Source organism: Selenomonas ruminantium subsp. ruminantium ATCC 12561 (assembly GCF_000424065.1).
Lineage (GTDB): Bacteria > Bacillota > Negativicutes > Selenomonadales > Selenomonadaceae > Selenomonas_A > Selenomonas_A ruminantium.
In genome coordinates this window covers 67,526-92,856 of record NZ_AUJE01000011.1, presented here as the reverse complement: position 1 = coordinate 92,856, position 25,331 = coordinate 67,526, and the positions used below count along the sequence as shown (strand labels likewise).

Sequence of the window (25,331 nt, the reverse complement as noted above, 5' to 3'; positions counted from 1 at the left end):
CCCGGCGCGGGTAACTGGACAGCTCTTTTTTGCGAGGGGGTCGTTTAGCGGGAAACAGAAAAAGTACTCCCCGTTCGCCCCTGACCACGTATGAACAAGATACCTTTACCACGAACTGAACTCCCCGACAAACTGCAATTTAACGAAAAAACCCGCTGACAAAATTGTCAGCGGACTTTTTCACTGTTAGGGAGCTATCCCCCAAAACAGGACTCTATGAATCAGTTAAGCATTTTCTTCCTGCTTAGCTTCTTTTTTCTTTACTGCCGTACGGATGGACAACTCACGGAGCTGTTTATCGTCAACTTCAGACGGAGCGTTGGACATAACGTCACGGGCACTCTGCGTCTTCGGGAAGGCGATTACGTCACGGATAGAAGCGCGCTTAGCCATGATCATAACCAGACGGTCAAGACCGAAAGCAAGGCCGCCATGAGGAGGCGTACCATACTGGAAGGCATCCATCATGAAGCCGAACTTAGCATGTGCTTCTTCCTGCGTGAGGCCCAGGGATTCGAATACCTTTTCCTGCAGGTCTGCGTTGTAGATACGCAGGGAGCCGCCGCCGATTTCGACACCGTTCAGAACCATGTCGTAAGCGTTAGCCTTTACGCGGCCCGGGTCAGTAGCGAGGAATTCGATATCTTCGTCACGCGGAGCCGTGAACGGATGATGCATGGCTTTCCAACGTTTTTCTTCGTCGCTCCATTCGTACATCGGGAAGTCAACAACCCAGAGGAAACGGAGTTTATCCGGGTCAATGAGGTTGCGTTCCTTGCCCATTTCGAGACGGAGCTGGCCGAGAGCCGTGTCAACAACGAGGCGCTTGTCAGCCACAACGAGCAGCAGGTCGCCAGTCTTGGCGCCGGTAGCTTCCGCAATCTTGGCGAAGGTTTCATCGCTGTAGAACTTCTTGAAGGGGCTCTTAACGCCTTCTTCGCTGTACTGAATCCAGGCAAGACCCTTTGCACCGTAAATCTGTACGAACTTAACGAGTTCATCCAGACGACGGCGGGGAATGTCAGCATAGCCGTCCACCTTGATGCACTTAACCATGCCGCCGTTTTCGATAACGGCGTTGAACACCTTGAAGTCAGAGCCTTTGACGTACTCGGAGATGTCCATGAGCGGCATATCAAAGCGCAGATCCGGCTTATCGGAACCATACTTATCCATAGCCGTATCCCAATCCATGCGTTCAAACGGCGTTTCCACCTTGGCACCGATGGATTTTTCAAAGAGTTCCTTAACCATTTCTTCCATAATGGTCAGGATTTCTTCCTGGCTCTTGAAGGACATTTCGATATCGAGCTGGGTGAATTCCGGCTGACGGTCAGCACGCAGGTCTTCATCGCGGAAGCAGCGCACAATCTGGAAGTATTTTTCAAAGCCGGCAACCTGCAAAATCTGCTTAAAAATCTGCGGAGACTGCGGCAGAGCGTAGAACTCGCCCGGATTTACACGGCTCGGCACGAGGAAGTCGCGTGCGCCTTCCGGCGTGCTCTTGCAGAGCATCGGGGTTTCGATTTCGAGGAAGCCGTTGCGGTCAAAGTAATCGCGCATAATCTTCGTCACACGGTGGCGCAGAATGATGTTCTTCTGCATTTCCGGGCGGCGCAGGTCGAGATAGCGATACTTCAGGCGCAGCATTTCATCTACGTCAATGCCATCCTGAATGTAGAACGGCGGCGTCTTAGCCTTGTTCAGAATGCGCAGCTCGGTGCAGACCACTTCGATTTCACCGGTTTCGATGTTGTTGTTCACCGTTTCTTCGCTGCGGGCGCGTACCGTACCGCGAACAGCGATACAGAATTCGTTACGCAGGGATTCTGCCTTGTGGAACGTGCCGCCTTCCATGCTGGCTTCATCAAAGACAACCTGCACAAAACCGGAACGGTCACGCATATCCACGAATATGAGTCCACCATGGTCACGACGACGGGCAACCCAGCCGCACAGCACGACATCCGTGCCTACATTTTCCTTGCGAAGCTCGCCACAATGATGGTCGCGCTTCATGCCTTGTAATGTTTCCATTAACCTTTCACCTCAGCACATAGCTTTTCAATTATATTATCAAAAGAAACTTTCTCCTGCTCGCTCTTTGCCATATCCTTGAGCTGTACGCAAGCTTCCTTGACTTCATCTTCACCGATGATTAAGGCAAAACGGGCATTGGCCTTGTTTGCCTGCTTCATCTGGGCCTTCATACTCCGGCCCGCATAGTCCATACCGGCTTTAAGCCCCGCCTGACGCAGTTTCGTCAGGAGCTTAAAGGCTGCGCCCTGCGCTTCTTCGCCCAAAGCAACCACGAAAGCATCGGTCTGCGTGTCCATTTCCGGCAGGAGATTCTGTTTCTCCAGAGCCAAAAGGACACGTTCCAACCCCGTGGCAAAGCCCACAGCCGGAGTCGGATTGCCACCGATTTCCTCAATGAGTCCATCGTAGCGGCCGCCGCCTGCAACGGCACTCTGCGCACCAAGGGGCGGATATTTAATCTCGAAAGCGGTCTTGGTGTAATAATCCAAACCACGCACGAGACGGGCATCGAGTTCAAATTCCACGCCAGCTTCCGTCAGGAAGTGCTGTACCTTGTGGAAATGGTCCTGACATTCTTCGCAGAGGCAGTCCGTAATCTTCGGTGCATCAGCCATATAGGGCTTGTCGGCATCGGCTTTGCAGTCGAGGATACGCAGCGGGCTGCGCTCAAAGCGGTCTTTGCAGTCATCGCACAAATCTTCGAGCTTGTCGCGGAAGAAATCCTGCAGAACCTTGCGGTACACCGGACGGCATTTCGGACAGCCCACAGAATTCAAGGACAGCTTGAGGTCTTTGAGTCCCAGACCGCCTAATAAATCCATAGCCAGCATGATGATTTCCGCATCCACTGCCGGATTGGATTCGCCCAGAGCCTCGACACCGAACTGATGGAATTCGCGCATGCGGCCGGCCTGCGGACGGTCATAGCGGAACATGGAGCCGATGTAGAAGAGCTTGGTCAAGCTGCTGTCGCCATAGAGCTTGTTCTGCAGATAGGCACGAACCGCCGAAGCCGTGTTTTCCGGACGCAGGGTAATGCTGCGGTCGCCACGGTCAGTGAAGGTGTACATTTCCTTGTCCACCACATCCGTACCCTCGCCGATACCGCGATGGAACAGTTCCGTATGCTCGAACATCGGCGTGCGGATTTCCTTGTAGCCATAACGGGCACACAGGTCACGGATTTTTTCTTCCACATAGGTCCATTGTCCGACGGTATCGGGCAATATATCCTTTGTCCCTCTTGGGGCATTGGTTAACATTCGTCTTACTCCCCCTAATTTGTGCAGGCTTCATCCAACAAAGCCCGCCGTTTTTCGATGTAAATATCAATATCACGCAGATAAGTCACTAAATCCTTGGCGTTGAAGGAAGACTTCATGCGCTTATTCTTAAAGTCAACCACTTTGCTCGTGGCGGCGCCGCCAATGCCGATAATGGTCTGATGCTCCTCCATAATCTGGATATTGTACATCCCTTCGGCACCTTTATGGCAACAGCCAATATTTTCCAAATCACCGGCCATATAGCCCTGACGGTAAAGATAATATGGCTCATAGCCAAACTTCTTCATATAGCCCATCGCCACTTCCGCCATCTTACGCGTTTCCTCTGCGCCGGGCAAGTCCACATGGCGTTCTTCCATGATGAGCTTGAGGCGGGAACCGCGCTTCAAGGCTAGGGCATGCAGGGTTATATCGTCCGGGTTTAGCGCTGTGACCTGGGCCAGTGTATCGTCCACATCAGCCGCCGTCTCACCGGGCAGGCCCAAAATCAAATCCATATTGATATGAGGAATACCTGCCGCCCGCAGGGCATGATACATTTCCGTCACGGCCTCCGGCGTATGCTGACGGCCGATAACCTTCAAGGTTCTCTCCTGCATGGTCTGCGGGTTGACGCTGACGCGCGTGACCTTGAAATCGCGCATAGCCACAATCTTTCCCGGTGTAATGCTGTCGGGACGGCCTGCCTCCACCGTAAACTCGGCTAAGTCATCGTGGTAAAAGGCATCACAGACCCAGCCCAGCATCGTGCGGAATTCCGCGTCCGGCAGAGCAGTCGGCGTACCGCCGCCCACATAGATATTCTGGACTTTAAGTCCGTGCGCCGCCACCGCCGCTTTAGCACCCTCGACATCCTTTTTGAGCACCGCCATAAACTCGGCCAGTTTCTTTTTCCCCGGCAGAACATTAGCCGGGAAGGAACAATACAGGCAACGGGTCAGACAGAAGGGAATCCCCACATAAATGCTGATGGTCTTTTCGTCCGAGGTTCTAAGGAATGGCAGCTGACGAAACGCCATCGGCGTGATAATCCGCGCCTTTTCCTCACTGCAGGCAAAGTCGGTCATCAAACGCTTGACGATGGATTCCTCATCCATGCCATATTCAATCCAGCGATGGACGATTTTGGTGGGACGTACCCCGTGGAGAATCCCCCAGGGGGCAGGCGCATAGCCCAGTTCCTCACAGAAGATACGGTAGAGATTGAGCTTTATCGTGCGGTTCACCGCCGCCCGCTCCAGTTCATCTTCCTTGCCGCACGCCTGCCGCGTGTAACACGTTAATTCGCCGTCTTCACCGAAAAGCATAAGCGTGGTCTCCATGCAGACCTTCGCACCTTCATGGGCACCTGCGGGAACGACCTTGCGGTGATTCACCACCGAAAGCTGCGCCAAGTCCGCCGCACCTTCCCGGCCCACGATTTCCACTTTGAACAGGGTCAACACTTCGCGGGTGATTTTGGAGATTATTTCTTTTTTTGCGTTCAGGGTAAACGTTCTTACCTTCAATTTTTGCTTTGGCACTCCTTGCATGTACCGTAGAATTTCACCTGATGATTGAGTACATGAAAGCCCATCTTCTGCTGAATGTCTGCTTCCAGTTCATCGAGTAAATCATCTTCAAACTCCGTCACCGCACCACAAGTGGTACAAATCAAATGATGATGATGATGCTCGGAGGGGTCAGTTGTATTGACCTCATAACGGCTGCAGCCATCACCAAATTCCATCTTCTGCAAAAGTTCCAATTCCGATAGCAGTTCCAAACTGCGGTAAACGGTAGCCAGACCAATTTCCGACTTGCCCTGCCGCAGAATGCCATGCACATCCTCAGCCGAAAGATGCTCGCCGGGGTGGTCGAGGAAAACCTGCAGCACCGTCTGGCGCTGAGGAGTCATCTTGTGCTGCCGTGCCTGCAGGCGCTGCCGCAAATCGTCCATTGTAAATGTCTGTGCCATAAAACCAATCCTTTCTATATCCGAATAGTACGTTTTCTCCGTCTTATAACACACATCTTAACTAGATTAATCAAATAAACCTATTATAGCAGATAATCACCTATATGACAAACTACATATTGGCATTGCTGCCCATTTTTCGCACAACGCTGTAAACATCTTTCACCCGGCGCAAACGCGTGATAATCTGCTTCACCTGCGTGGAACTGTTTACATCCAGTCCCAGCAGGATGGTCGAGGTCTTGGTATTGCGATTGGGGTTGGCATTGATGCTGTGAATGTTGATTTTCATTTCCGTGGGTACGGCCAGTACATTGGCCAAAATACCGCTGCGATCGTTGCAGACGATTTCCAGTTCCACCTTGTACTGCTTGTCAAGCCCTACATCCCAGCTGACTTCAATCATGCGCGTGATGTCGGTATCGGCCAGCACATTGGGGCAGTCTGTCCGATGAACCGACACGCCGCGTCCGCGGGTCACATACCCCGTGATGGGGTCGCCGGGGATAGGGTTGCAGCAGCGGGCCAGCCTCACCATCAGGCCGCTTTCGCCCTCAACCAATACGCCGTGGCTGGATTTGCTCTTGCGTCCGCCACTTGCCGGGCGTTTCAACGCCGACAGCATCTGGGACACATCCAGCGGTGTCTTTTCCTTGATTTCTTCCTTGTGGAATTCCACCAGACGGGTGAGTATGCCATGCACGGCAATGCCGCCATAGCCCACAGCTGCCAGCAAATCGTCTTCGCTCAGGATATTGAGCTTCTTGGCCACTTCGAGCAGACGGCCGTCCTTTAAAAGTTCCTTAGGCGCATAGCCCAAACGCTTGGCCTCTTCGCGGATAAGCTCCATGCCCCGCTCGATATTTTCCTCGCGCCGTTCCTTCTTGAACCAGGAACGGATTTTGCTGCGGGTTTCCGAGGACGCCACGATATTGAGCCAGTCGCGGGACGGGCCGTTATTGGCCTTGTTCGTGACAATGGACACGATATCGCCGTTTTTGAGCTTGTGTTCCAGCGGCACCAGTTTGCCATTGACCTTTGCGCCTACGCAGTGATGGCCCACTTCCGTATGAATGCGATAGGCAAAGTCAATGGGGATAGATCCCTTGGGCAAGTCCACCACATCGCCTTTCGGCGTGAACACGAACACTTCATCAGAGAAAATATCCACCTTGAGGGCTTCAAAATATTCCTTGGGGTCGCTGAGTTCCTGCTGCAGGCTCACCATCTGCCGCAGCCAGTTCATCTTCTGGTCCATGGCGCCGCCCGCCGTCGAGCCTTTGCCATTTTCCTTGTACTTCCAATGAGCCGCTACACCGAACTCCGACACCTCATGCATATGGAAGGTGCGAATCTGAATTTCCAATGGATAGCCGCGGGTCATAACCGTGGTATGCAGCGACTGGTAGCCGTTGGATTTTGGCATGGCGATATAATCCTTGAAGCGTCCCGGAATCGGCTTCCACATGGCATGGATTACGCCGAGCACTCCATAGCAGTCCCGCACGGATTCCACCAATACGCGGATAGCCGACAGGTCATAGATTTCACTGATATCCTTTTTATCCCGCAGCATCTTCTTGTAAATGCTGTAAAAATGCTTGGCGCGGCCCTTGATTTCCGCCTTGATGCCCGCCTCACCGATTTTCTGTTCAATCTGCTCAATGGCGGTATCGATAAATGCCTGACGCTCCTTGCGCTTCTGTTTGACGTTCTCCACCAAATCATAGTATTTTTCCGGTTCCAGATAGCGCAGGCAGAGGTCCTCAAGTTCCCACTTGATGTTGGAAATACCCAGACGATTCGCCAGCGGCGCATAGATTTCGATGGTTTCCTTGGCAATGCGCTTTTGCTTATCCTCACGCATGTATTTGAGCGTGCGCATATTATGCAGACGGTCAGCCAGTTTCACCATGATGACGCGGATATCCTTGGCCATGGCCAAAAACATCTTGCGGTAGTTTTCCAGCTGGACTTCCTCTTTCGATTTATATTTAATGCGGCCGAGTTTCGTCACGCCATCGACAATCATGGCGACTTCTTCGCCGAACATCTCCGCAATCTGCTCCTTGGTGTAGATGGTATCCTCCACCACATCATGCAGGAGCGCCGCACTGATGGTCACATCGTCAATATGCAGTTCCGTGAGGATTTCCGCCACATGCAGGGGGTGAATGATGTATTCTTCCCCCGATACCCGCACCTGACCTTTATGCGCATCAGCAGCCAAATCATAAGCCTTGCGGATAAGGCCTGTGTCGGCTTTCGGCTCGTAGGCGCGCACCGCCGCAAGTATGGATTCTATCGTAACTGGTGCTCTATCTTTATCATTCATAATGCCATCTCCTTCCCTGTATCTTTAGCGGTGCTGCCCGTTCCGATAGGTGGGCGAAGCCTCTAGATCCATACGCCCGCTGGCCTTGGGCAGATAATAGCAATTTTCCTGCAAGTCCATGCGCAAAAGATTTAATTCCTGAAAAATCCGCAAGCCCAGGCTCATGGTATAGAGAGATATATGACTGCCCCGCTTGCAGAAATCCACTGTAAGCTGCTCGGCGGTATAGGGAATATAATCCTCGTTCTGCTGAATCTGATAGAGGAATTTATAGATATCCACCAACTGCTCCCGTTCGGGGAAAATCCGTTCCCCGTCAGCCGGTGCAATACTGTCCACCATACACTGCAGGCTGCAGCTGCCCTGCCATTCATTGACCGCCGGACTGTAGACCATATCAATCACTTCGCTGTTGATGATGCCCGCATAGTCGCTGCGGTTCCACAAGAGTGCCGTAAGCGGTGCATTTTCCGTGCCCACCTGAAAACGCAGATGCTGGCCTTCACGGCCAATGGCCTGCGGTGCCCTGCCCCGAATCCCGCGCACGCCAAAGAGCGGCTTGGGGTTAGCCATGCCAAACGGCTCCAATTTTGCCAGTTCATCTACGAGTTCAAAGGTAATTTCCTCTGGCGGAAGTTCCATTTCCACCTTGACCTTGGGCACATAGTCGGCAGGGGTCAGCGTGCTTGCCGCCACTTCAGCAAAGGCACGTTTAAAGTTCTCCAATTCCTCAGCCTTCACCGACAGACCAGCCGCCTGAGAATGACCGCCAAACTGCAGGATATGCTCCCTGCAGGCATTTAGCGCTTCATACATATGCAGCCCCTCGATGCTGCGGCAGGAGCCTTTGCAAATGCCATCTTCCTGCCTGCTGAAGACAATCGTCGGCTTATAGTACTTGTCCACGAGCCGCGAAGCCACAATGCCGATAACACCAGGATTCCACTTTTCCCCGGCCACCACAATAGCGGGCAGATTATTCACATCTACACCAGCAAGCTCCGCTTCTGCCTTGGCCAAAATTTCCTGTTCAATGCTCTGCCGCTGGCTGTTGAGCATATCCAGTTCCATTGCCAGTGACTCAGCCTTAGCGTTATCCTTGGTCAGGAGCAGTTCTACCCCCTTGCGGGCTGAGCCGATACGTCCGGCTGCATTCAGGCGGGGAGCCAGCCGAAAGCCCACATGGCCGGTATTTAACTCCTCATCGCGAATATCGGAAACCTCCACCAAGGCCCGCATTCCCGCAAAAGAAGAATGCCGCATCTTTTTGAGGCCTGCCGCCACAATCTTGCGGTTTTCACCAATAAGCGGCACAATATCGGCCACAGTTCCCAGCGCCACGATTTCCAAATCCTGCACGTAATTTTGGCCATGCATTTCCTGCCACAGGGCCTGACAAAGTTTAAAAGCCACACCTACTCCGGCTAAGTTTTTATCCGGATAAGGGCAGTCTTCCCGATGGGGATTGAGCACGGCCAAAGCGGGCGGCAGTTTTTCTCCCGGCAGATGATGGTCGGTCACGATGATGTCCATTTTCCCAGCCATAGCCGCCACATCATCTACCGAAGCAATCCCGCAGTCCACCGATACCAACAGCTTGGTGCCATCATCGGCAATACTCTGCAATGCAGGCAGATTAAAGCCATACCCTTCCTTTTCCCGATGGGGGATATAGAAATCCACCTTTGCCCCCAAAGCCCGGAGATTATGCACGAGCAAGGTCGTAGCCGTCATGCCGTCCACATCATAGTCCCCATAGACCATGATGTTTTCTTCATCATCAATGGCCTTCACAATCCGCGCTGCAGCTTTATCCATATCTTTCATCAGAAAGGGGTCATAGAAGGGCTGTTTGTCCGGGTGCAGAAATATCTCTGCAGCCTCCTTGGTGCAAATACCACGATTCCATAATATATTGGCCAGACTCTTGGTCACACCCAATTCCCTGGCAAAATCAGCCGCTTCCGGTGCAGCGGCACTTAATTTCCATTCTTTTAACATACTTTACACTCCCGGATAATATCTTATCCTATTTTGTATTCGGCGTAAATGACAATTTTCCCTTTTAACAAAAAAAGCTGTCATGTATAATGAAATAAACCATTTTTTGAAAAGGTGATATTTATGGAAATAAAAATCACAACAGCCGATACCTTCTTTGCCCGTTTTCGGGGCCTGATGCTGCGCAGGCACCTGCCTGCAGGACATGGTCTGCTTCTTACCCCCTGCAACAGCATTCACATGTGTTTTATGCGTTTTGCCATCGATGCGATTTTCATTGACCGCAATTACCGGGTACTGAAAATTGCCCGCAATGTAAAGCCATGGATTGGATTGGCATGGTGTAAAGATGCCTGGGGGGTCGTGGAAATCAATGCCGGAGAAGCAAATACACTTCAGGTAGGAACTACGCTGAAACTCAGCACAGGAGATGTACGATGATATTCCTTATAATAAAACTAGGTGCAGCTGTCATCTGCGCCATAAGCGGAGCCATTGCCGGAAATTCCTGGCTAAAAAAACTTTATCAGGAAAAAGAATCTATCCTGACTTTCCCCGACAAAATATTTGAGCAGAACCAAAAAAGGCAACAGTTCCTGCTGCCAATTTTAGTCATCTTCTTTGTGTCTTATCTGCTGACCCATGACACCACACTTTGGGACAATATATTCAACCTGATTTTTATTTATTTTCTGATTCTCTTCACCATAACGGATTTTGAGCAACAAGTTATTTTTGATGTAATGCAGCTTCCCTTTGCCCTTTGCGGATTAGCCTTCTGCCTGGTCAGCGGCTTTCCCCTGCTCAATCATCTGACGGCCGCGCTGGGCGGCGGCGTAATCTTTCTCATATTGGCAATACTGACGCGCGGCGGCATTGGCGGCGGCGATATCAAGTTAATCGCCGCTCTTGGCCTATGGCTCGGGACAGCTGCGCTCATCGACGTCGTGGCATTTGGGTTTATCGCCGGCGGGATTGCGGCCTTTATTTTATTGGTATTCAAGCACAAAAAAAGGACCGATAAGTTTGCCTACGGTCCTTATTTTACACTGGCTGCGCTCTTGCAGCTGTTTCTAAAGTGATTATTCGTATCGCAATGCCTCTATGGGGTCAAGCTTGGCGGCTTTTCTGGCCGGATATATGCCAAAGAACAAGCCAATGCCCACGGAGAAGATAAAGGATACGATTATCGGTGTGATGGTGATTACCGTGGTAAAATCGCCCAGCTGGGCAATGATTTTGGATGCGGCACAGCCAAAAACAATGCCGATGATGCCGCCGATGATGCCGATAACCATGGACTCAATCAGGAACTGGGTCATGATGTTCATAAAGGTGGCACCCAAAGCCTTGCGGATACCGATTTCCCGTGTGCGCTCGGTGACGGACACCATCATGATATTCATGATGCCGATGCCGCCGACAATCAGGGAAATGCCCGCAATCGCCCCTAAAAGCAGGGTCAGCATGGAAGTTGACTGATTCACCGTTTCCATCAGGCTGGTGAGGTTACGCACATGGAAGTCATCATCCTTGCCCGCAACGATATGATGGCGGGAGCGCAGGAGGTTCTCGATTTCGGCCTGCACCTGTTCCATCTTCTCCTGACTGGAAACCTGCACATTGATGGACTGCACATAGGTAATGCCCAGCATGCGTTCCTGCGCAGTGGTCAGCGGAATGTAAATCACATCATCCTGGTCCTGCCCCACGGAGGACTGCCCCTTGGATTCCAACAGCCCGATTACTTTATAGGGCTGATTGTTGATACGAATATTCTTGCCTACAGGATTATCCTTGGCAAAGAGATTGGACGCAACGGTGGTGCCAATTACGGCAACGCGGTTGCGTTTATTCATATCATCCGTTGAGACAAACGAACCATAGCCAATGGTCAGCGAACGAATGGACATAAATTCCGGCGTCACGCCCTGCACGCTGGTCTTCCAGTTGTTGTTCCCATAGACAATCTGATAGGACGAGGACACGGACGGGGACACAAAATCAATATTCTTGATTTTGTCCTTGATGGCCTTGGCATCGTCGTATTTCAAGGTCTGCATGGAGCCTGCCGCCCCGCGCACGCCGCCGCGGTTGGAGGAACCGGGCGAAACAATCAGCATATTGGAACCTAAGCTGGCAATGGAGCTTGTGACATTGCTGCGCACGCCCATGCCGACCGATACGAGGGCAATAACCGCCCCCACGCCGATGATAATACCCAGCATGGTTAAGAGACTGCGCATCTTATTGGCGTATAGGGATGTCAGCGCCATTTGGAAACTTTCACTAAATAACATCCATGACCACGCCCTTTCCTTCATCACGGGTGATTTTGCCATCGCGCACCAGGAGCTGGCGGCTCGCACAGGCGGCGATTTCCGGTTCATGGGTGACGAGGATAATCGTACGGCCCATGCCATGCATCTTCTGGAAAATCTCCATGATTTCCTTGGTGGATTTGGTATCGAGGTTGCCGGTCGGCTCATCGGCCATGATGATGTGCGGGTCATTGACGAGCGCCCGCGCAATCGCGACCCTCTGCCGCTGACCGCCCGACAGTTCATTGGGCTGATGGCCCGCCCGGTCAGCAAGCCCCACCGCCTCTAAAAAGTGCATGGCCTTTTCCAATCGCTCCTTGCGCCCTACACCGGAGTAAACCAGCGGCAAAGCCACATTTTCGAGTGCCGAAATGCGGGAGAGCAGATTGAAGTTCTGGAAGACAAAGCCGATTTTCTTATTGCGGGTCACGGCCAGTTTATCATCACTAAGGCCGGCTACTTCCTGCCCGTCCAGCTTGTAGGAACCCATTGTCGGCCGGTCAAGACAGCCCAAAATATTCATCAACGTGGACTTGCCGGAGCCGGACGGCCCCATCAGAGCGGCAAATTCGCCCTGATAGATATTCGTGGTAATGCCGTCTAAGGCCGCTACGGTTTCGCCGCCGATTTTGTAGAGTTTTTTGATATCCTTGAGCTGGATGGTGGCCGTGCGTGTTTCTTTCGTTGTCATCGCATTTTTACCGCCCTTCTTACATTGGCGGTGGCCCCCCGCGATTGCTGCTGTTTTTTTTTGCGCTGTCCGCAGATTTTGCCACATAGGTGCTGACCACTTGCTCACCTTCGGACAGGCCGTCCAAAATCTCTACATATTCATCGCTGTAAATGCCTGTGGACACATAGCGGTTTTCCTGCGTGCCATCCTCGTTCTTCACGATAACATAGGAGCCCTTGGCATCGGTTTTCAGGGTGGAAAGTGGCACGACCAGCGCATCATTTTTTTCAGCGGTATTGATTTCCACGCGTGCCGTCATAGCCGGCAGCAGCATATTGTCCGGGTCATCCACATCTAATGTCACATAGTAGTAAATAACGCTGGCCGAAGAGGAACTGCTCGAAGAGGAACTGCTCGATGTATTGATATTCCAGCTGTTGCTGGTATCGGTCTGGGAAATCTTGGACACCCGCGCCGTAAAGGTCTTGCCGTTGAAACTATCCACTGTGAAGGTCGCGGTCTGACCAACCTTCACACTGCCGATATCCGTTTCATCGACCTTGGCCAAAATCTGCTTGCTGGACATGTCCGCAATGCGCATGATGACCGTAGGATTGCTGGTGCCCTGCACGGCCATAGTGCCAGGGGTCTGCGGCTCGCCCACCACGATGCCGGACATAGGCGCGACAATGGTCATTTCATTCATATTGGACTGGGATTCCGCCAGCGAAGATACGGCCGTATCGTAGTTCATCTTGGCATCTTCCAGCTGTTCCTGGGTATCCGCACCAATGCTGTAGAGATACTGAGCGCGTTCATATTTAGCCTTGGTGTTGGCCACCTTGTACTGGGCCTGATTGCGTTTTTCCGTATAGTCCGTGGCATCGAGTGTGGCTACGGTCTGTCCCGCCGTCACCGTATCATTTTCCTTAACCAGCACATCTTTGATCCGTGCCGTAACCTTAGAGCTGACCTCGACACTGTTCACCGGCTTGATGGTACCCGTTGCCGATACCGTAGACTTTAGATTCATACGCACAACCGGCGTTGTTTCCACCGCTGCCGCCTTCTTTGCCTCCTGTTGGCCCTGATAGTATTGATAGCCATAGACACCGGCGGCAATCAATACCACCAGGGCAATGGCGGTCTTTATTTTCCAATCAAATTTCATTTATTTCCCTCATTTCCAGCCAGTTCTTCTGCCACTTGGCGGGTATTATCCGCCGTGGTATCACTGTTGCTGCCTAAATTTTCCTGCATAAGCGCCGTATCGGCATCGGTATCGAGCTGGGCGGCAGCTTCTTTTTCTTCCGGCGTCAACTCTACACCCATGGCATTTTCCACCGTGGCCTTGTAGCGGGCATAGTCATACTGCGCACTGATATGGTTCAACTTCGCCGTGGAAAGTGCCTCCTGTGCATCGATGATGTCGAGCATCAGCCCTTCACCGGCGCGGTATTTTTCCCGCGCGATAAAGGCATCTTCTTCAGCCTGATGCACGGCATCCTGTGTGGAATTAAAGCGCTTTTCGGCCTCGCGCATATTGTAATAAGCCTCCCGCACAGCCAAATCAATACTTTCCTTATCCTTCTGATAGGTCAGCTTGGCAATATCCCGGTCCGTTTCGGCTGATTTAATCTGCGCGCGGGTTACACCACTGTCAAAGATATTCCAATCCAACCCCAAAGTTGCCGACGCACTGTGGCTGTTCTCACTGCTGGGATGGAAACGCTGGCTGTCGCTAAGCCCCACAGACAAGTTGAGCGTAGGCTGATAGCCAGCCTTTGCCGCCTTAATCGCCTGCTCCTGCTGCAAGAGTGAATTCTTGTCCACCTGCAGATCCTTGCGGTTGGCATAGGCATAATCTAAACAAGCATTCATATCCTGTTCAAAGGCAAGATAAGAAAAATCCGTCGTCAGATTCAGCGGTTCACTGCGGTCAATATTCAGGTAATTGCGCAGCTCGGCCAAATCCACCTCATAGCTGTTCTCGGCCTTGATGAGATTCTGCCGGGCATCACTGAGTTCCACCTGCGAACGGATAACATCAATCTTCGCCTTGGAACCTGCCGCATAAAGCTGACTCACATTGGTATAGTGCTCCTGGTACTTGTCCACAGTTTCCTGGCGCACCCCAACGGTTTTCTTCGACTCCAACGCATCGTAGTATGCCTTGATGACGCTGAGTTTCAAATCCTCCTGCGCCCGCTGAGTCGTGAGGCTGGCCGATTCCACGCCGATTTTAGCCTTTTTGATATTGGCCTGATTCTTGCCGCCGCTATAGAGGGGCAATTTACCGGAAATGCTGGCCGTATTGCTGTCCTGACGGTCAGCATCTTTGGTTTTACTGGTGCTAAGACTGTCACTAAGACCTACACTGACCCCATTATTCCCTTTGGCCTGCTCCAGCGCGTATTTGGCCGTGTCCTCGCCTTTTTGGGTGACTTTCAAACCGGTATTCTGCGCCAATGCCAAATTGATGGCTTCCTGCAGGCTCAAATCCGCTGCCTGCGCCATAGGACTGGCCAACAGCAGTGCCATAAACGGCACGCCGGCTTTTATCCAACGCTTTAATTCCATGAAGATTTCCTCCCCAGTATATTTTCCTTTTACACCTTTTTATTTTACCACAACCACGCTTTTCATGGCGCAAAATGTTGTATTATATGATAAAATAGATTCGTTGTAATTCGATGAGAAATAGATTAAATTTGCATTAGAAATAGGTGTTTTTTCGATGGATAATCCATATTTTGCCGAGGCGCAGAATCTCCTGCGCAAGTTCTACGGCTACCCGGACTTCCGCCCGGCGCAAAAGCCTGTGGTCGAAAGTCTCCTGCAGGGCTCTGATACGCTTGCCATCATGCCTACAGGCGCAGGCAAGAGCATCTGCTTTCAGCTGCCCGCGTTGGTGTTTCCTGGCATAACCCTTGTCATCTCGCCGCTGATTTCCCTGATGAAAGACCAGGTTGACGCCCTCGGTGAACAGGGCGTGCCGGCCACCTATATCAACAGCCAGTTATCCCTGGAGGAAAGCAATCTCCGCTTTAACGCCATTGCCGATGGGCGGTATAAACTCGTCTACGTCGCCCCTGAGCGGCTCGATACCGACTACTTCCGCTACATCATCGAACGGCAGGAAATCTCCATGGTGGCCGTCGACGAAGCGCACTGCCTCTCCCAGTGGGGTCATGACTTTCGCCCGAGTTACCGGCAGATTGCGCCCTTTATCGCCGGACTCCCCCGCCGCCCGCTCGTCAGCGCCTTTACCGCCACGGCTACGCCGGAGGTCAAAGACGATATCATTAATCTTCTGCACCTGCAAAACCCGCGGATTCATGTCACGGGCTTTGACCGCCCCAACCTCTACTTTGAGGTGCGCCGGGGCGAGGATAAGAAAAAATTTATCGAGCGCTATCTGAAAAACCATGCCGACGAATCCGGCATCATCTATGCCGCCACCCGCAAGGAAGTGGACAGCCTTTACGAACACCTCAAAAAGAAAAAATTTGCCGTAGGCCGCTACCATGCAGGCCTGTCCGACAAGCAGCGCAATAAGGCGCAGGACGATTTTCTCTACGATAATGTGCAGGTCATTGTGGCCACCAACGCCTTCGGCATGGGCATAGACAAATCCAACGTCCGCTATGTGATTCATTACAATATGCCCAAAAACATCGAAGCCTACTATCAGGAAGCAGGCCGCGCGGGGCGCGACGGTGAACCGGGCAGCTGTATTCTGCTCTACTCCCCGCAGGACGTCATGACACAGAAATACCTGATTGACGTATCCATCGAGGATGAAGAACGCAAGGCCCATAACCTCGGCACCCTGCAAAAGATGGTGGACTACTGCCACACGCCGGAATGTTTGCGGCATTTCATCATCAGCTATTTCGGCGATACCAGTTCCGAAGTTCTCTGCGATAACTGCGGCAACTGCAAAGCGGGCCTCGAAAAAATCGACGTCACCATTGATGCGCAAAAGGTCTTCTCCTGTGTCTACCGCATGCAGCAGCGCTTCGGCCTGACCCTTGTCGCACAAGTGCTCAAAGGCTCCAGCGATAAGCGCGTAAAAGAGCTGCACTTCGATAAACTCTCCACCTTCGGCCTGATGAAGGAACGCACGCTGGCCGATATCAAGCTCCTGATTCAACGCTTTATCGCCACAGATTACTTAGGCATTACCGAGAGCAAATTCCCCGTGGTCACGCTGAAACCTGCCGCCTATCCCGTCCTCAAAGGACAGGAAAAAGTCTGGCAGGCCGTGCCCAAACCGGAAAAGGAAAAAGAACCTGCCGCACCGGAACTCTTCGACCATTTGCGCCACCTGCGCAAAGAAATCGCCACCCGCGAACACGTCCCGCCCTATGTGGTCTTCTCCGATGCCACGCTCAGGGATATGTGCCGCGTCCAGCCTGCTACACTTGACGAGATGCTCGACGTCAAAGGTATCGGCGAACAGAAACTGCGCAAATATGGACAGGAATTTTTGAACTGTATAACTACGCATAAATAAAACAAGAACCGCCCATGACGTTCATGAGCGGTTCTTGTTTTTCAAAGATTCAAAAACCTGTCATCCATACCACATATAAAAAAAATTCAGTTTGATAGGGATTGCAAATAAACATCCATTTGCCGGGCCACTTCCTTAGCGGCTTTGGCAGCCTGCACTACATTCCACGGGCCGGTGACAACATCACCTGCGGAAAAGATTCCGGGACGGGTAGTCTGTCCACGTTCATCTACGGCCATCAATCCCTTATCATTCACATCAAGCCCTGATGTGGTGTTCACGAGCTTGTCCTTTGCCCGCTGACTGACGGCGATAATGGTGCTGTCAGCAGGCGCCAATTCCATCAGCCCCTGACCAATCATTTCGCCTGCCTCCGAAAATTCCCGTTTAATAAAGACCGGGCCCTGTTCCGTAATCTTCTCCACCGCCATACCATAAACCAATTCGGCACCATCGGCAATGGCATAATCCACTTCCCGCTGGCTGGCCGTGACATGATTGCTGCGCGCATAAATGGTAACAAAACGGCTGCCCTGCCGCAAAGCCGTACGGGCCGCATCCATGGCCGAATTGCCGGCGCCAATCACCGCCACCCGCTCGCCTAGCGCATAGGCACCGGGATTCTGCAGGTAATCAATGGCATAATGGACATTGCCCAAACTCTCCCCGGGTACGCCCAAACGCCGTGCCCGCCAAGTCCCCGTACCAATGAAGATGGCCTGATAGCCATCGCTGATCAGATCATCTAAATGCAAAGCTCCGCCAATGGTGGTATGCGGCCGGATATGGATGCCCAACAGGCGCATTTTTTCCTTGTAGCGGCTCAAAATCGACCGCGGCAGACGAAAGTCCGGAATGCCATAGCGCATCATGCCGCCGATATGGCTCTTGCGCTCAAAGATGGTCACATCATAACCCATCTGTGCCATCTCCACCGCTACCACCAGCCCCGCAGGGCCGCTGCCGATTACCGCCACCCGCTGTCCTTTGGGCGGCTGTTTTTCCAGTTGCAGCTTCTCAAAGAAACCATTGGATATATAATGCTCAATGCTGGAAATCTGCACCGCACTGCCCTTGCGCCCCTGAATGCAATGGCCTTCGCATTGCCTTTCATGGTCACAGACCAGCGAGCAGATTATGCTCATGGGATTGTTGGCAAATAACATCGCTGCGGCTTCATTTCCCTGACCGTCCAGGAACAGCCGAATCATTTCCGGAATATTGGTGCCGATGGGACACCCCTGCAGCTGACACATTGGTTTCTTGCACTGCAGGCAACGCCTCGCTTCATTGATTACATGGACTGCCATTAATGTTCACCTCTAAATTGTTTTCTCCGTCTCAGAGCTGTTTATCGCTTATGTTTTATACTATTTATTTATATTCTTTATTACTTTCCATAAATCCTCTAATAAATAACAAAAATCTCCGGCATGAAACTGTCGGAGATTTTTGTTTACCACTTATAAAGTTTAAGCTGCGTGATGGCTTACGACCCGCAGTTCCTCCTGCTTTTCCTGCCGTTTGCCAAAACGTTTATACCAAAGTGCTGTGATAATCGGAACCACCACAGACGTGACGACAACGCTGGTAGCAACCAAGGCCGTAGCTGCCGGCACAATCGGCTGCAATTCCGGAATCATCTGACCGACAATCAGGGGATTGGTTACTGCTGCACCAGCGGTACTCGAAGCTGCCAGACCTGCTGCCCCATTGCCGCCGGCAATCGTGCGGTCAGCAATGATAAGGGGAATACCCGTAATCACAATAACAGACAGACCCAGCATAATGCCCAGAAGACCCGTTTCCCCGATAACCGCCAAATTGATGGTATTCCCCAGAGCAAAGGCAAAGAACGGAATCATAATCTTGCCTGCGGGAGAGAACAGTGCGCGCAGCTCCGGGTCAAGATTGCCGAGGGCAAAGCCGACCACAAACGGAAGCACTGCACCGACAAAAACATGGGGTTCAAAATATGCGGCACCCGTGGAGCCTAGAATCATCATCGTAACCAATGGCCCAGACTCAATGGAGGTCAGGACAAAAGCGCCAGCCTCTTCCTTGGTTCCGTACTGCTGCATCAAGGATGCGTACAGACCGCCATTGGTCATATCCATAGCCGTAACGATAGCCAAGGTGGACAGCCCGGCAAAGAAACCGGCCTGAATCATGCCTTTCGGCATAAACATAACACAGAGGAAGCCCACAATCCAAGCGACAACGATTTTCGTAAACACGATGGTACCAGACTTCCGCAATACTACGCCTGCAGAATGATAATTAATACTGGCCCCCATACAGAAGAACCACACCGCCAGAATCGGCACCGTTCCTGTTATCAACCCATTGGTAAAAGAACCAAAATACTTGCCAGCCCACGGCGTAAACGTATGACAAAGAGCACCAAGAAGCAACGGGACAAGCATCAAGCCACCGGGAATCCGTTCAACTGTTTGTAATATTTTCATAATTTTACCCCCACCAGGTCTTCCACTCTCCACAATACAGCATCACATTGCATCACACATTTTACGGCTGCTTGCCAATATAGGCCAGAATCCCCCCATCCACATAAAGCACATGACCATTGACAAAATTCGAGGCATCCGAGGCCAGGAAAATGGCCGGTCCTTCCAAATCCTCGGTCGTTCCCCAGCGGTTGGCCGGGGTTTTGGCCAAAATGAACTCATTAAAGGGATGTCCCGGCGTCCTGAGCGGCGCCGTTTGCGGCGTGGCGATATAACCGGGGCCGATGCCATTGCACTGGATATTGGCGCTGCCGTACTCCGAGCAGATATTGCGGGTTAGCATCTTCAGCCCACCCTTGGCAGCCGCATAGGCCGATACCGTCTCGCGGCCCAGTTCACTCATCATCGAACAGATATTGATGATTTTGCCATGCCCTTTCTTGAGCATGCCCGGCAAAACCGCCTTGGATACAATAAACGGTGCATTCAGGTCAATATCCACCACCTGCCGGAAATCTTCTGCCGTCATTTCCAGCATGGGAATCCGCTTGATGATGCCGGCATTGTTGACCAGAATATCAATCACGCCCAAATCCTGTTCGATAGCTGCCACCATTTTCTGCACTTCATCTTCCTTGGTGACATCACAGTAATAGCCCTTAACGTCAATGCCTTCCTTTTCATAGGCAGCGAGAGCTTCCTGCATATGCTTCTCACTGCGGCAGTTAAAGGCAATCTTCGCGCCCGCCTTGGCATAAGCTTTGGCAATGGCAAATCCGATACCATAAGCAGCGCCAGTGACCAAAGCTACCTTTCCCTCCAGAGAAAACTGTTTCAAATAGTCCATATCCATTTTTATGCCCCTTTTATTATCTAAGCTCCGTATTCTTGATGTTATCCATATCGTCAAAGGTTTTATTTTCGCCGCCCATTGCCCAGATGAAGGTATAATTGGCGGTACCGCAGCCAGCATGGATGCTCCATGACGGACTGATGATGGCCTGCTCATTGTGCATGAGCACATGACGTGTTTCCTGCGGCTCTCCCATCATATGAAAGACCACTTCTTCCTCAGGAATCTCAAAGTAGAAATACACTTCCATGCGGCGTTCATGCGTATGGGCCGGCATGGTATTCCAAACGCTGCCCGGTTCCAGTGAGGTCATGCCCATGGAGAGCTGACAGGTTTCCAGCACATCCGGATGAATGAACTGATTAATCGTCCGTTTATTGCTGGTCTTCATGTCACCACAGGGAACCTTGTTGGCCTCCTGAATGGTGATTAACTTCGTGGTGCAGGGCTTGTGCGCCGGAGCCGATACCATATAGAATTTTGCCGGCTTATGCCCATCGACGCTTCTAAAGGTTACTTCCCTGGTACCCATGCTGATATATAAACAATCCTTGTATCCCATTTCATAAGTCACGCCGTCAGCGATAATGCTGCCAGCACCACCTACATTGAAAATGCCTATTTCGCGGCGCTGCAGAATGTATTCCGTCCCAAAGTTATGCCAGACATCAATGCCCTTATTTAAAGGTACTGCCTCATTGACTGGCATACAGCCAAACGTGACCATACGGTCCACATGCGAGTACACTGCTTTTACTTCATCCGGAGCGAAAAGTGTTTCAATTAAAAATTCTTTTCTTATCTCCTCTGTGGTATAACGCTTAAAATCTCTCTGATTGGCAGAATAACGAATATCCATTAGTCATGCGACCTCCATAAAATGCTGTAATTTTTGACGGTTGGGCAAGCCTTCGTTATCCCCCGGAGACATAACCGCCAATGCGCCAATCGCCGTGCCCCGGCGTACTGCTTCCGGCAGTGATAATCCTTCTAAGAGAGCCGATATGATACCAACAGCAAAGCCATCCCCGGCACCTACTGTATCCACCACATGTTCCACGGCAAAGGACGGTGCAAAGAAATACTTGCCACTCTTTTCCTTCGTATAAGCCCCCTTGCTGCCGCCTAATTTCACCACAACCGCCTGTGCGCCCCGCTGCAAATAAAAGTCAGCTATCTGCTCCGGTTCACTGCAGCCGGTAAGCGTCCTGCCCTCGCCAATTCCCGGCAGAATCAAATCCGCCTTGGCCGCCAGCCGATTAAGGGTATCCACCATGATTTCCTGCGACGGCCAAAGTGCCGGCCGCAGATTAGGGTCAAAGGATACGGTACAGCCATGTGCATGCGCTTCTTCCATCAACTTTGCCAGTGCCTGACAGCAGGATTCAGACAAAGCCGCCGGAATTCCCGTAGCATGTACATGTCTTACGCCCTGCCAGTTGATATTCTGCAGACTCTGCTGAACAAAGTAAGAAAAAGCCGTGTGTTTACGATAGTTGACCACCATGGGGTCGGAGCCATCTTCGGTCTTGGCCTTCATCTGCATCCCCGTAAGATGTTCATCATCTTCCGTAACATAAGCAGTATCAATGTGATTTTCCTTGAGGAAATCAATGATATGTTCGCCCAGCGGGTCTGCTCCTACACGGGACACATAAGCCACTTCATGTCCCAGACGGGCCAGACCAATGGAGAAATTCACTTCCGCACCGCAGACCCGGCGGGTAAACTGCTGTACATCTTTGAGCGGTTTGGCTTCCTCAGCAATAAAGAGCCCCATCGGTTCGCCTATCGTTAATACTTCTGCCATCCATACCATTCCTTTCTATATTCTTTCTATATTTTTTAATATGCGTTTAGCTTGCTAACAAATGTTTATCGAGATTATCCTTGCCTCTGGCTTTGCGGACAATGTCTGCTGCCTCCTGCACCAGCTTGGCAATTTTCTTCCAGTTGCCGGCTTCCATCAAGGACTCTTTGACCATCCAGCTCCCACCGCAGGCAACAATCCGGTCATTTTGCAGATAGGGCTGAACATTATCTGCATTAATTCCTCCGGTTGGCATAAAGGACAACTGCCCGTAAGGTGCCGCCACAGCCTTAATCATGTTAAGACCGCCAGACTGTTCCGCCGGGAAGAATTTGACAAAATCTACACCTAAGCCGATAGCCTGTTCCATTTCACTGGGCGTTTGTGTTCCTGGTGCCATGGGAATATTGTGTTCCTGACAATATTGAACCACGGTAGGATTAAGCCCCGGACTGACGATAAACTGTGCTCCGGAAGCAACAGCCAAATCGACTTCTTCCACCGTAAGCACTGTACCCGCACCTACTAACATGTCCGGACGATGCTTGACCATGGCGGCAATCACCTTGGCAGCTGCCTCTGTACGAAAAGTGACTTCCGCACAAGGCAGTCCATTGTCACAAAGAATATCGGCCAGTTTCTCTGCATGTTCCTCATGCTCCATTACAATTACAGGGATTATTCCAACATCCCTAAATCTTCTAAAAATATCATGCATAATGCTTTGTCCTTCCCTATTACTGCTGCAGTAATAACTTGTTTTTCCTTTTGTTATCTATTATTTTAGTCGATTTAAACTCATAAGTAAATGTGTTATCACATCTTTATCATGTGTTTATCCTCTTTTTTTAGAATTTTATGCGAAAAAAAGTTGTGTTTATACCAATTTATAATAGTATAAACACAACTAAGTCAAACAAATGCTTGTATTATTCCGTTTTCTTCTTTTGAACATCGCTTGGCGACACGCCTTCGTATTTCCGAAACATCTTGGAAAACTGCACATAATCCTGATAGCCGACCATCCGCGCTACTTCCTTGCACGATAACTCGCCATCCGCCAATAAAATTCTGGCCTTGCCCATACGGAACTGCAACAGATACTCCGTAAAACTCATCCCGGTTTCCTTCTTGAAGCGGGCCCCCATATAAGAAGGTGACATATGTGCGACCAGGGCAATATCTCCTAATTTTACTTCATCACGATAATGTTCTTCAATATAGCGCCGCATGGATTCCACTAACTGATTCGACCCCCATCTGCGCTCCCGCAGATTGCCAATCACCTCAGGATGACCGTAATTCTTAAAGGAACTCACTGCCGCATAGATGGATTCTTCCATGGGAATCCGGTCAAATGTCGACCCGCCGATATAGCCCTGACAGCTGGTATTGCGGTAAAGATACTGCATATCCATCAATTTATTCGCGGGGCCGGCATAAACGAACCGCAAGATATCCGGATTGCGTGCTTTGCAGAGGTCAAAAATCTTCTCGGCCAGTCCCCGTGCCTCGCTGATACTTAAATGGCGTTTGGCACCCAAAAGTCCGCCCGCCGTCAGCCCCATGTGAAAACAGATGATATCTGCCCGGGCTTCAATCATCTTTTCTGTTTCTTCCAGCGAGGTTACAAACGCCATAGTCAAAAGCTCCAGCTGATTGGCCAGCCGTATGGCGGCTACTTCCCTGTCATAGGAATTGCCTTCCTCCTCCAGCGCCTCGCGGAAGGTGCCATCCACCTGTGCCAGCGTTGGTGAATTCACCACACCGGCAAAACCGCTGTCCTTGATTTCCTGCAAATAGTCAAACAGCTTTACATAAGGGTCGCTGGCCATCAGGCCAAAGAGCAGCGGCACATCCTGCACCACGGGAAATATCTCCCGCTTCCCCATATCCATCACGATTTGATTGCTGTTGCCATAGCAAAAAAAACTGCTTAGGGAACTGCGGCCCATAATGCGAAATTTTCCCGCGGATAAGGCCAGCAGAATATCTGCGCCGCCCATAGCCGCAAGTTTGGCGGTCATCCCGGAGCCTACCGCCGCACCAATGATATGGCCGCCTACATTGATTTCCGCCCGCAGCCGGCGGAGGATGAATTCCTTGTCGTTGTCCTTCATCTGCCCGCCCCCCTTCTCTGCAATGCTGCCCGTTTGATTCTATCCAAAGACCGGTATTCCCGCACCTTTGTCGATAAGCCTTTTTCCGACTCCTCACCTTTGCCGGGGAAGAACGTGAATACCCCGGCTGTGGAAGGGATATTCTGCATGAGCTGCGCCGCGCCTTCCAAAGAATCCACCTGCTGTCCACAGCAGCCAATCAGAATATCCCGGCGTACCGCTCTGCTCTTTTCCATAACCTGCCTTAATTTGTCGCAGCAACTTTCAAGGGAGGGCACCGCACCTCTTTCCTGCGCTTTTTTCGTCACCAGGCCAAAGTGCAAAAGGAGCATATCAGCACCAGCACGGGCCATCGCCTCGCCCTGTTCGGCATCAAAGATAAAGGGACAGGTAAATAAATCCAGTTCATGTGCGGACCGAATCATATCCACTTCCACCTGATAGCCCATATTCGTGCCTTCCATATTGGCTCGGAACCGGCCATCGACAATCCCCACGGTAGGAAAATTCTGTACGCCGTTAAAGCCCTGCTCCCTGAGTTTCCCCAAAAACATGGTCATTTTGCGGAAGGGGTCTGTACCGCAAACGCCGGCCAAAACCGGTATTTTACGCACAGCAGGCAGCACTTCATCACCGAGTTCCTGAACGATGGTATTGGCATCATCATAGGAAAGCATCCCCGCGAGCATACTACGGCCTGCCCGCTGCAGCCGTCCTGTGTGATAGAACGCAAGAAAATCGGCGCCGAGATGGTCCCCATGCTTTGCTATCTGCTCCATCCCTGTGCCGATTCCTGTTAATAATTTTCCATTTTCACTGCGTTCCCGAAATAAATCGACAATCTCCTGCCGGCTTTTTCTATACATTGCAACTGACCCCCACCTGACGAACAAATTAACCATTGTAATAAATTCGCCAAAAAAGGACACATTCCTGCAAAAAGGCAGT

At 51.4% G+C, this 25,331-nt stretch carries 21 protein-coding genes; 3 read left to right on the top strand and 18 right to left on the bottom strand.

The window, feature by feature from the left end; genetic code table 11:
- Window positions 1-225: 225 nt before the first annotated feature.
- The 6 genes from aspS to recJ form a co-directional block, all read right to left on the bottom strand.
- Complete coding sequence (gene aspS / locus G598_RS0106385; RefSeq protein WP_026766242.1) at window positions 226-2,037, bottom strand: aspartate--tRNA ligase; 1,812 nt, start codon at window positions 2,035-2,037, stop codon at window positions 226-228.
- Window positions 2,037-3,302, bottom strand: a complete 1,266-nt coding sequence (gene hisS, locus G598_RS0106380) for a histidine--tRNA ligase (protein WP_026766241.1) — start codon at window positions 3,300-3,302, stop codon at window positions 2,037-2,039. Before hisS ends, aspS begins: the two co-directional genes overlap by 1 nt.
- A gap of 14 nt (window positions 3,303-3,316) precedes the next feature.
- Complete coding sequence (hemZ, locus tag G598_RS0106375) at window positions 3,317-4,834, bottom strand: coproporphyrinogen dehydrogenase HemZ (protein ID WP_026766240.1); 1,518 nt, start codon at window positions 4,832-4,834, stop codon at window positions 3,317-3,319.
- A complete protein-coding gene (locus G598_RS0106370) occupies window positions 4,831-5,283 on the bottom strand; it encodes a Fur family transcriptional regulator (RefSeq protein ID WP_037363406.1) in 453 nt (150 codons plus the stop codon). The genes hemZ and G598_RS0106370 overlap by 4 nt, the downstream gene beginning before the upstream one ends.
- 112 nt (window positions 5,284-5,395) lie before the next feature.
- Window positions 5,396-7,618 (bottom strand): RelA/SpoT family protein, encoded by a 2,223-nt coding sequence (locus G598_RS0106365; protein WP_026766238.1) that lies wholly within the window; start codon window positions 7,616-7,618, stop codon window positions 5,396-5,398.
- Window positions 7,619-7,642: 24 nt separating this feature from the next.
- Entirely contained in the window at window positions 7,643-9,619 is a 1,977-nt protein-coding gene (gene recJ, locus G598_RS0106360; RefSeq protein ID WP_026766237.1) for a single-stranded-DNA-specific exonuclease RecJ, read from the bottom strand.
- A gap of 123 nt (window positions 9,620-9,742) precedes the next feature.
- On the opposite strand from recJ, the gene G598_RS0106355 reads away from it, so the two are divergent.
- Entirely contained in the window at window positions 9,743-10,060 is a 318-nt protein-coding gene (locus G598_RS0106355) for a DUF192 domain-containing protein (RefSeq protein ID WP_051180023.1), read from the top strand.
- Complete coding sequence (locus tag G598_RS0106350) at window positions 10,057-10,701, top strand: prepilin peptidase (RefSeq protein ID WP_037363404.1); 645 nt, start codon at window positions 10,057-10,059, stop codon at window positions 10,699-10,701. Before G598_RS0106355 ends, G598_RS0106350 begins: the two co-directional genes overlap by 4 nt.
- Here the strand turns inward: G598_RS0106350 and G598_RS0106345 are convergent, their stop codons facing one another.
- From G598_RS0106345 to G598_RS17250, 4 genes are read right to left on the bottom strand one after another with little or no spacing between them, the layout of a single operon-like run.
- A complete protein-coding gene (locus tag G598_RS0106345) occupies window positions 10,702-11,919 on the bottom strand; it encodes an ABC transporter permease (RefSeq protein WP_026766234.1) in 1,218 nt (405 codons plus the stop codon). It abuts the gene before it with no gap.
- Window positions 11,909-12,631, bottom strand: coding sequence for an ABC transporter ATP-binding protein (locus G598_RS0106340; RefSeq protein WP_026766233.1), 723 nt, complete (start codon window positions 12,629-12,631; stop codon window positions 11,909-11,911). Before G598_RS0106340 ends, G598_RS0106345 begins: the two co-directional genes overlap by 11 nt.
- Window positions 12,632-12,650: 19 nt before the next feature.
- Complete coding sequence (locus tag G598_RS0106335; protein WP_026766232.1) at window positions 12,651-13,784, bottom strand: efflux RND transporter periplasmic adaptor subunit; 1,134 nt, start codon at window positions 13,782-13,784, stop codon at window positions 12,651-12,653.
- The gene (locus G598_RS17250; protein WP_037363402.1) at window positions 13,781-15,193 is read right to left on the bottom strand and encodes a TolC family protein; all 1,413 of its coding nucleotides are present in this window, start codon (window positions 15,191-15,193) and stop codon (window positions 13,781-13,783) included. The genes G598_RS0106335 and G598_RS17250 overlap by 4 nt, the downstream gene beginning before the upstream one ends.
- Before the next feature lie 157 nt (window positions 15,194-15,350).
- Between G598_RS17250 and recQ the strand changes: the two genes are divergently transcribed.
- Window positions 15,351-17,132, top strand: coding sequence for a DNA helicase RecQ (gene recQ, locus G598_RS0106325; protein ID WP_026766231.1), 1,782 nt, complete (start codon window positions 15,351-15,353; stop codon window positions 17,130-17,132).
- Between the two features lie 86 nt (window positions 17,133-17,218).
- Here recQ and G598_RS0106320 read toward each other — a convergent pair whose 3' ends face one another.
- The 8 genes from G598_RS0106320 to G598_RS0106285 all read right to left on the bottom strand — a co-directional run bounded on the left by G598_RS0106320 (window position 17,219) and on the right by G598_RS0106285 (window position 25,249).
- On the bottom strand, window positions 17,219-18,442 hold the full coding sequence (locus tag G598_RS0106320; protein WP_026766230.1) for an NAD(P)-dependent oxidoreductase: 1,224 nt from the start codon (window positions 18,440-18,442) through the stop codon (window positions 17,219-17,221).
- Between the two features lie 162 nt (window positions 18,443-18,604).
- Window positions 18,605-19,600, bottom strand: coding sequence for a 2-keto-3-deoxygluconate transporter (gene kdgT, locus G598_RS0106315; RefSeq protein WP_026766229.1), 996 nt, complete (start codon window positions 19,598-19,600; stop codon window positions 18,605-18,607).
- A 61-nt stretch (window positions 19,601-19,661) separates the two neighbouring features.
- Window positions 19,662-20,453, bottom strand: a complete 792-nt coding sequence (locus G598_RS0106310; RefSeq protein ID WP_211221521.1) for a gluconate 5-dehydrogenase — start codon at window positions 20,451-20,453, stop codon at window positions 19,662-19,664.
- 16 nt (window positions 20,454-20,469) lie between these two features.
- Window positions 20,470-21,312, bottom strand: a complete 843-nt coding sequence (kduI, locus tag G598_RS0106305) for a 5-dehydro-4-deoxy-D-glucuronate isomerase (RefSeq protein WP_026766227.1) — start codon at window positions 21,310-21,312, stop codon at window positions 20,470-20,472.
- A 3-nt stretch (window positions 21,313-21,315) separates the two neighbouring features.
- Window positions 21,316-22,263 carry a sugar kinase gene (locus G598_RS0106300; protein WP_026766226.1) on the bottom strand — a complete coding sequence of 316 codons (948 nt, stop codon included), beginning with the start codon at window positions 22,261-22,263 and terminating at the stop codon, window positions 21,316-21,318.
- A 46-nt stretch (window positions 22,264-22,309) separates the two neighbouring features.
- Window positions 22,310-22,981, bottom strand: a complete 672-nt coding sequence (locus G598_RS17245) for a bifunctional 4-hydroxy-2-oxoglutarate aldolase/2-dehydro-3-deoxy-phosphogluconate aldolase (protein WP_051180021.1) — start codon at window positions 22,979-22,981, stop codon at window positions 22,310-22,312.
- A 211-nt stretch (window positions 22,982-23,192) separates the two neighbouring features.
- On the bottom strand, window positions 23,193-24,383 hold the full coding sequence (locus G598_RS0106290; RefSeq protein WP_026766225.1) for a phosphoenolpyruvate hydrolase family protein: 1,191 nt from the start codon (window positions 24,381-24,383) through the stop codon (window positions 23,193-23,195).
- Window positions 24,380-25,249 (bottom strand): phosphoenolpyruvate hydrolase family protein, encoded by an 870-nt coding sequence (locus G598_RS0106285; protein WP_026766224.1) that lies wholly within the window; start codon window positions 25,247-25,249, stop codon window positions 24,380-24,382. Before G598_RS0106285 ends, G598_RS0106290 begins: the two co-directional genes overlap by 4 nt.
- Window positions 25,250-25,331 lie beyond the last annotated feature (82 nt).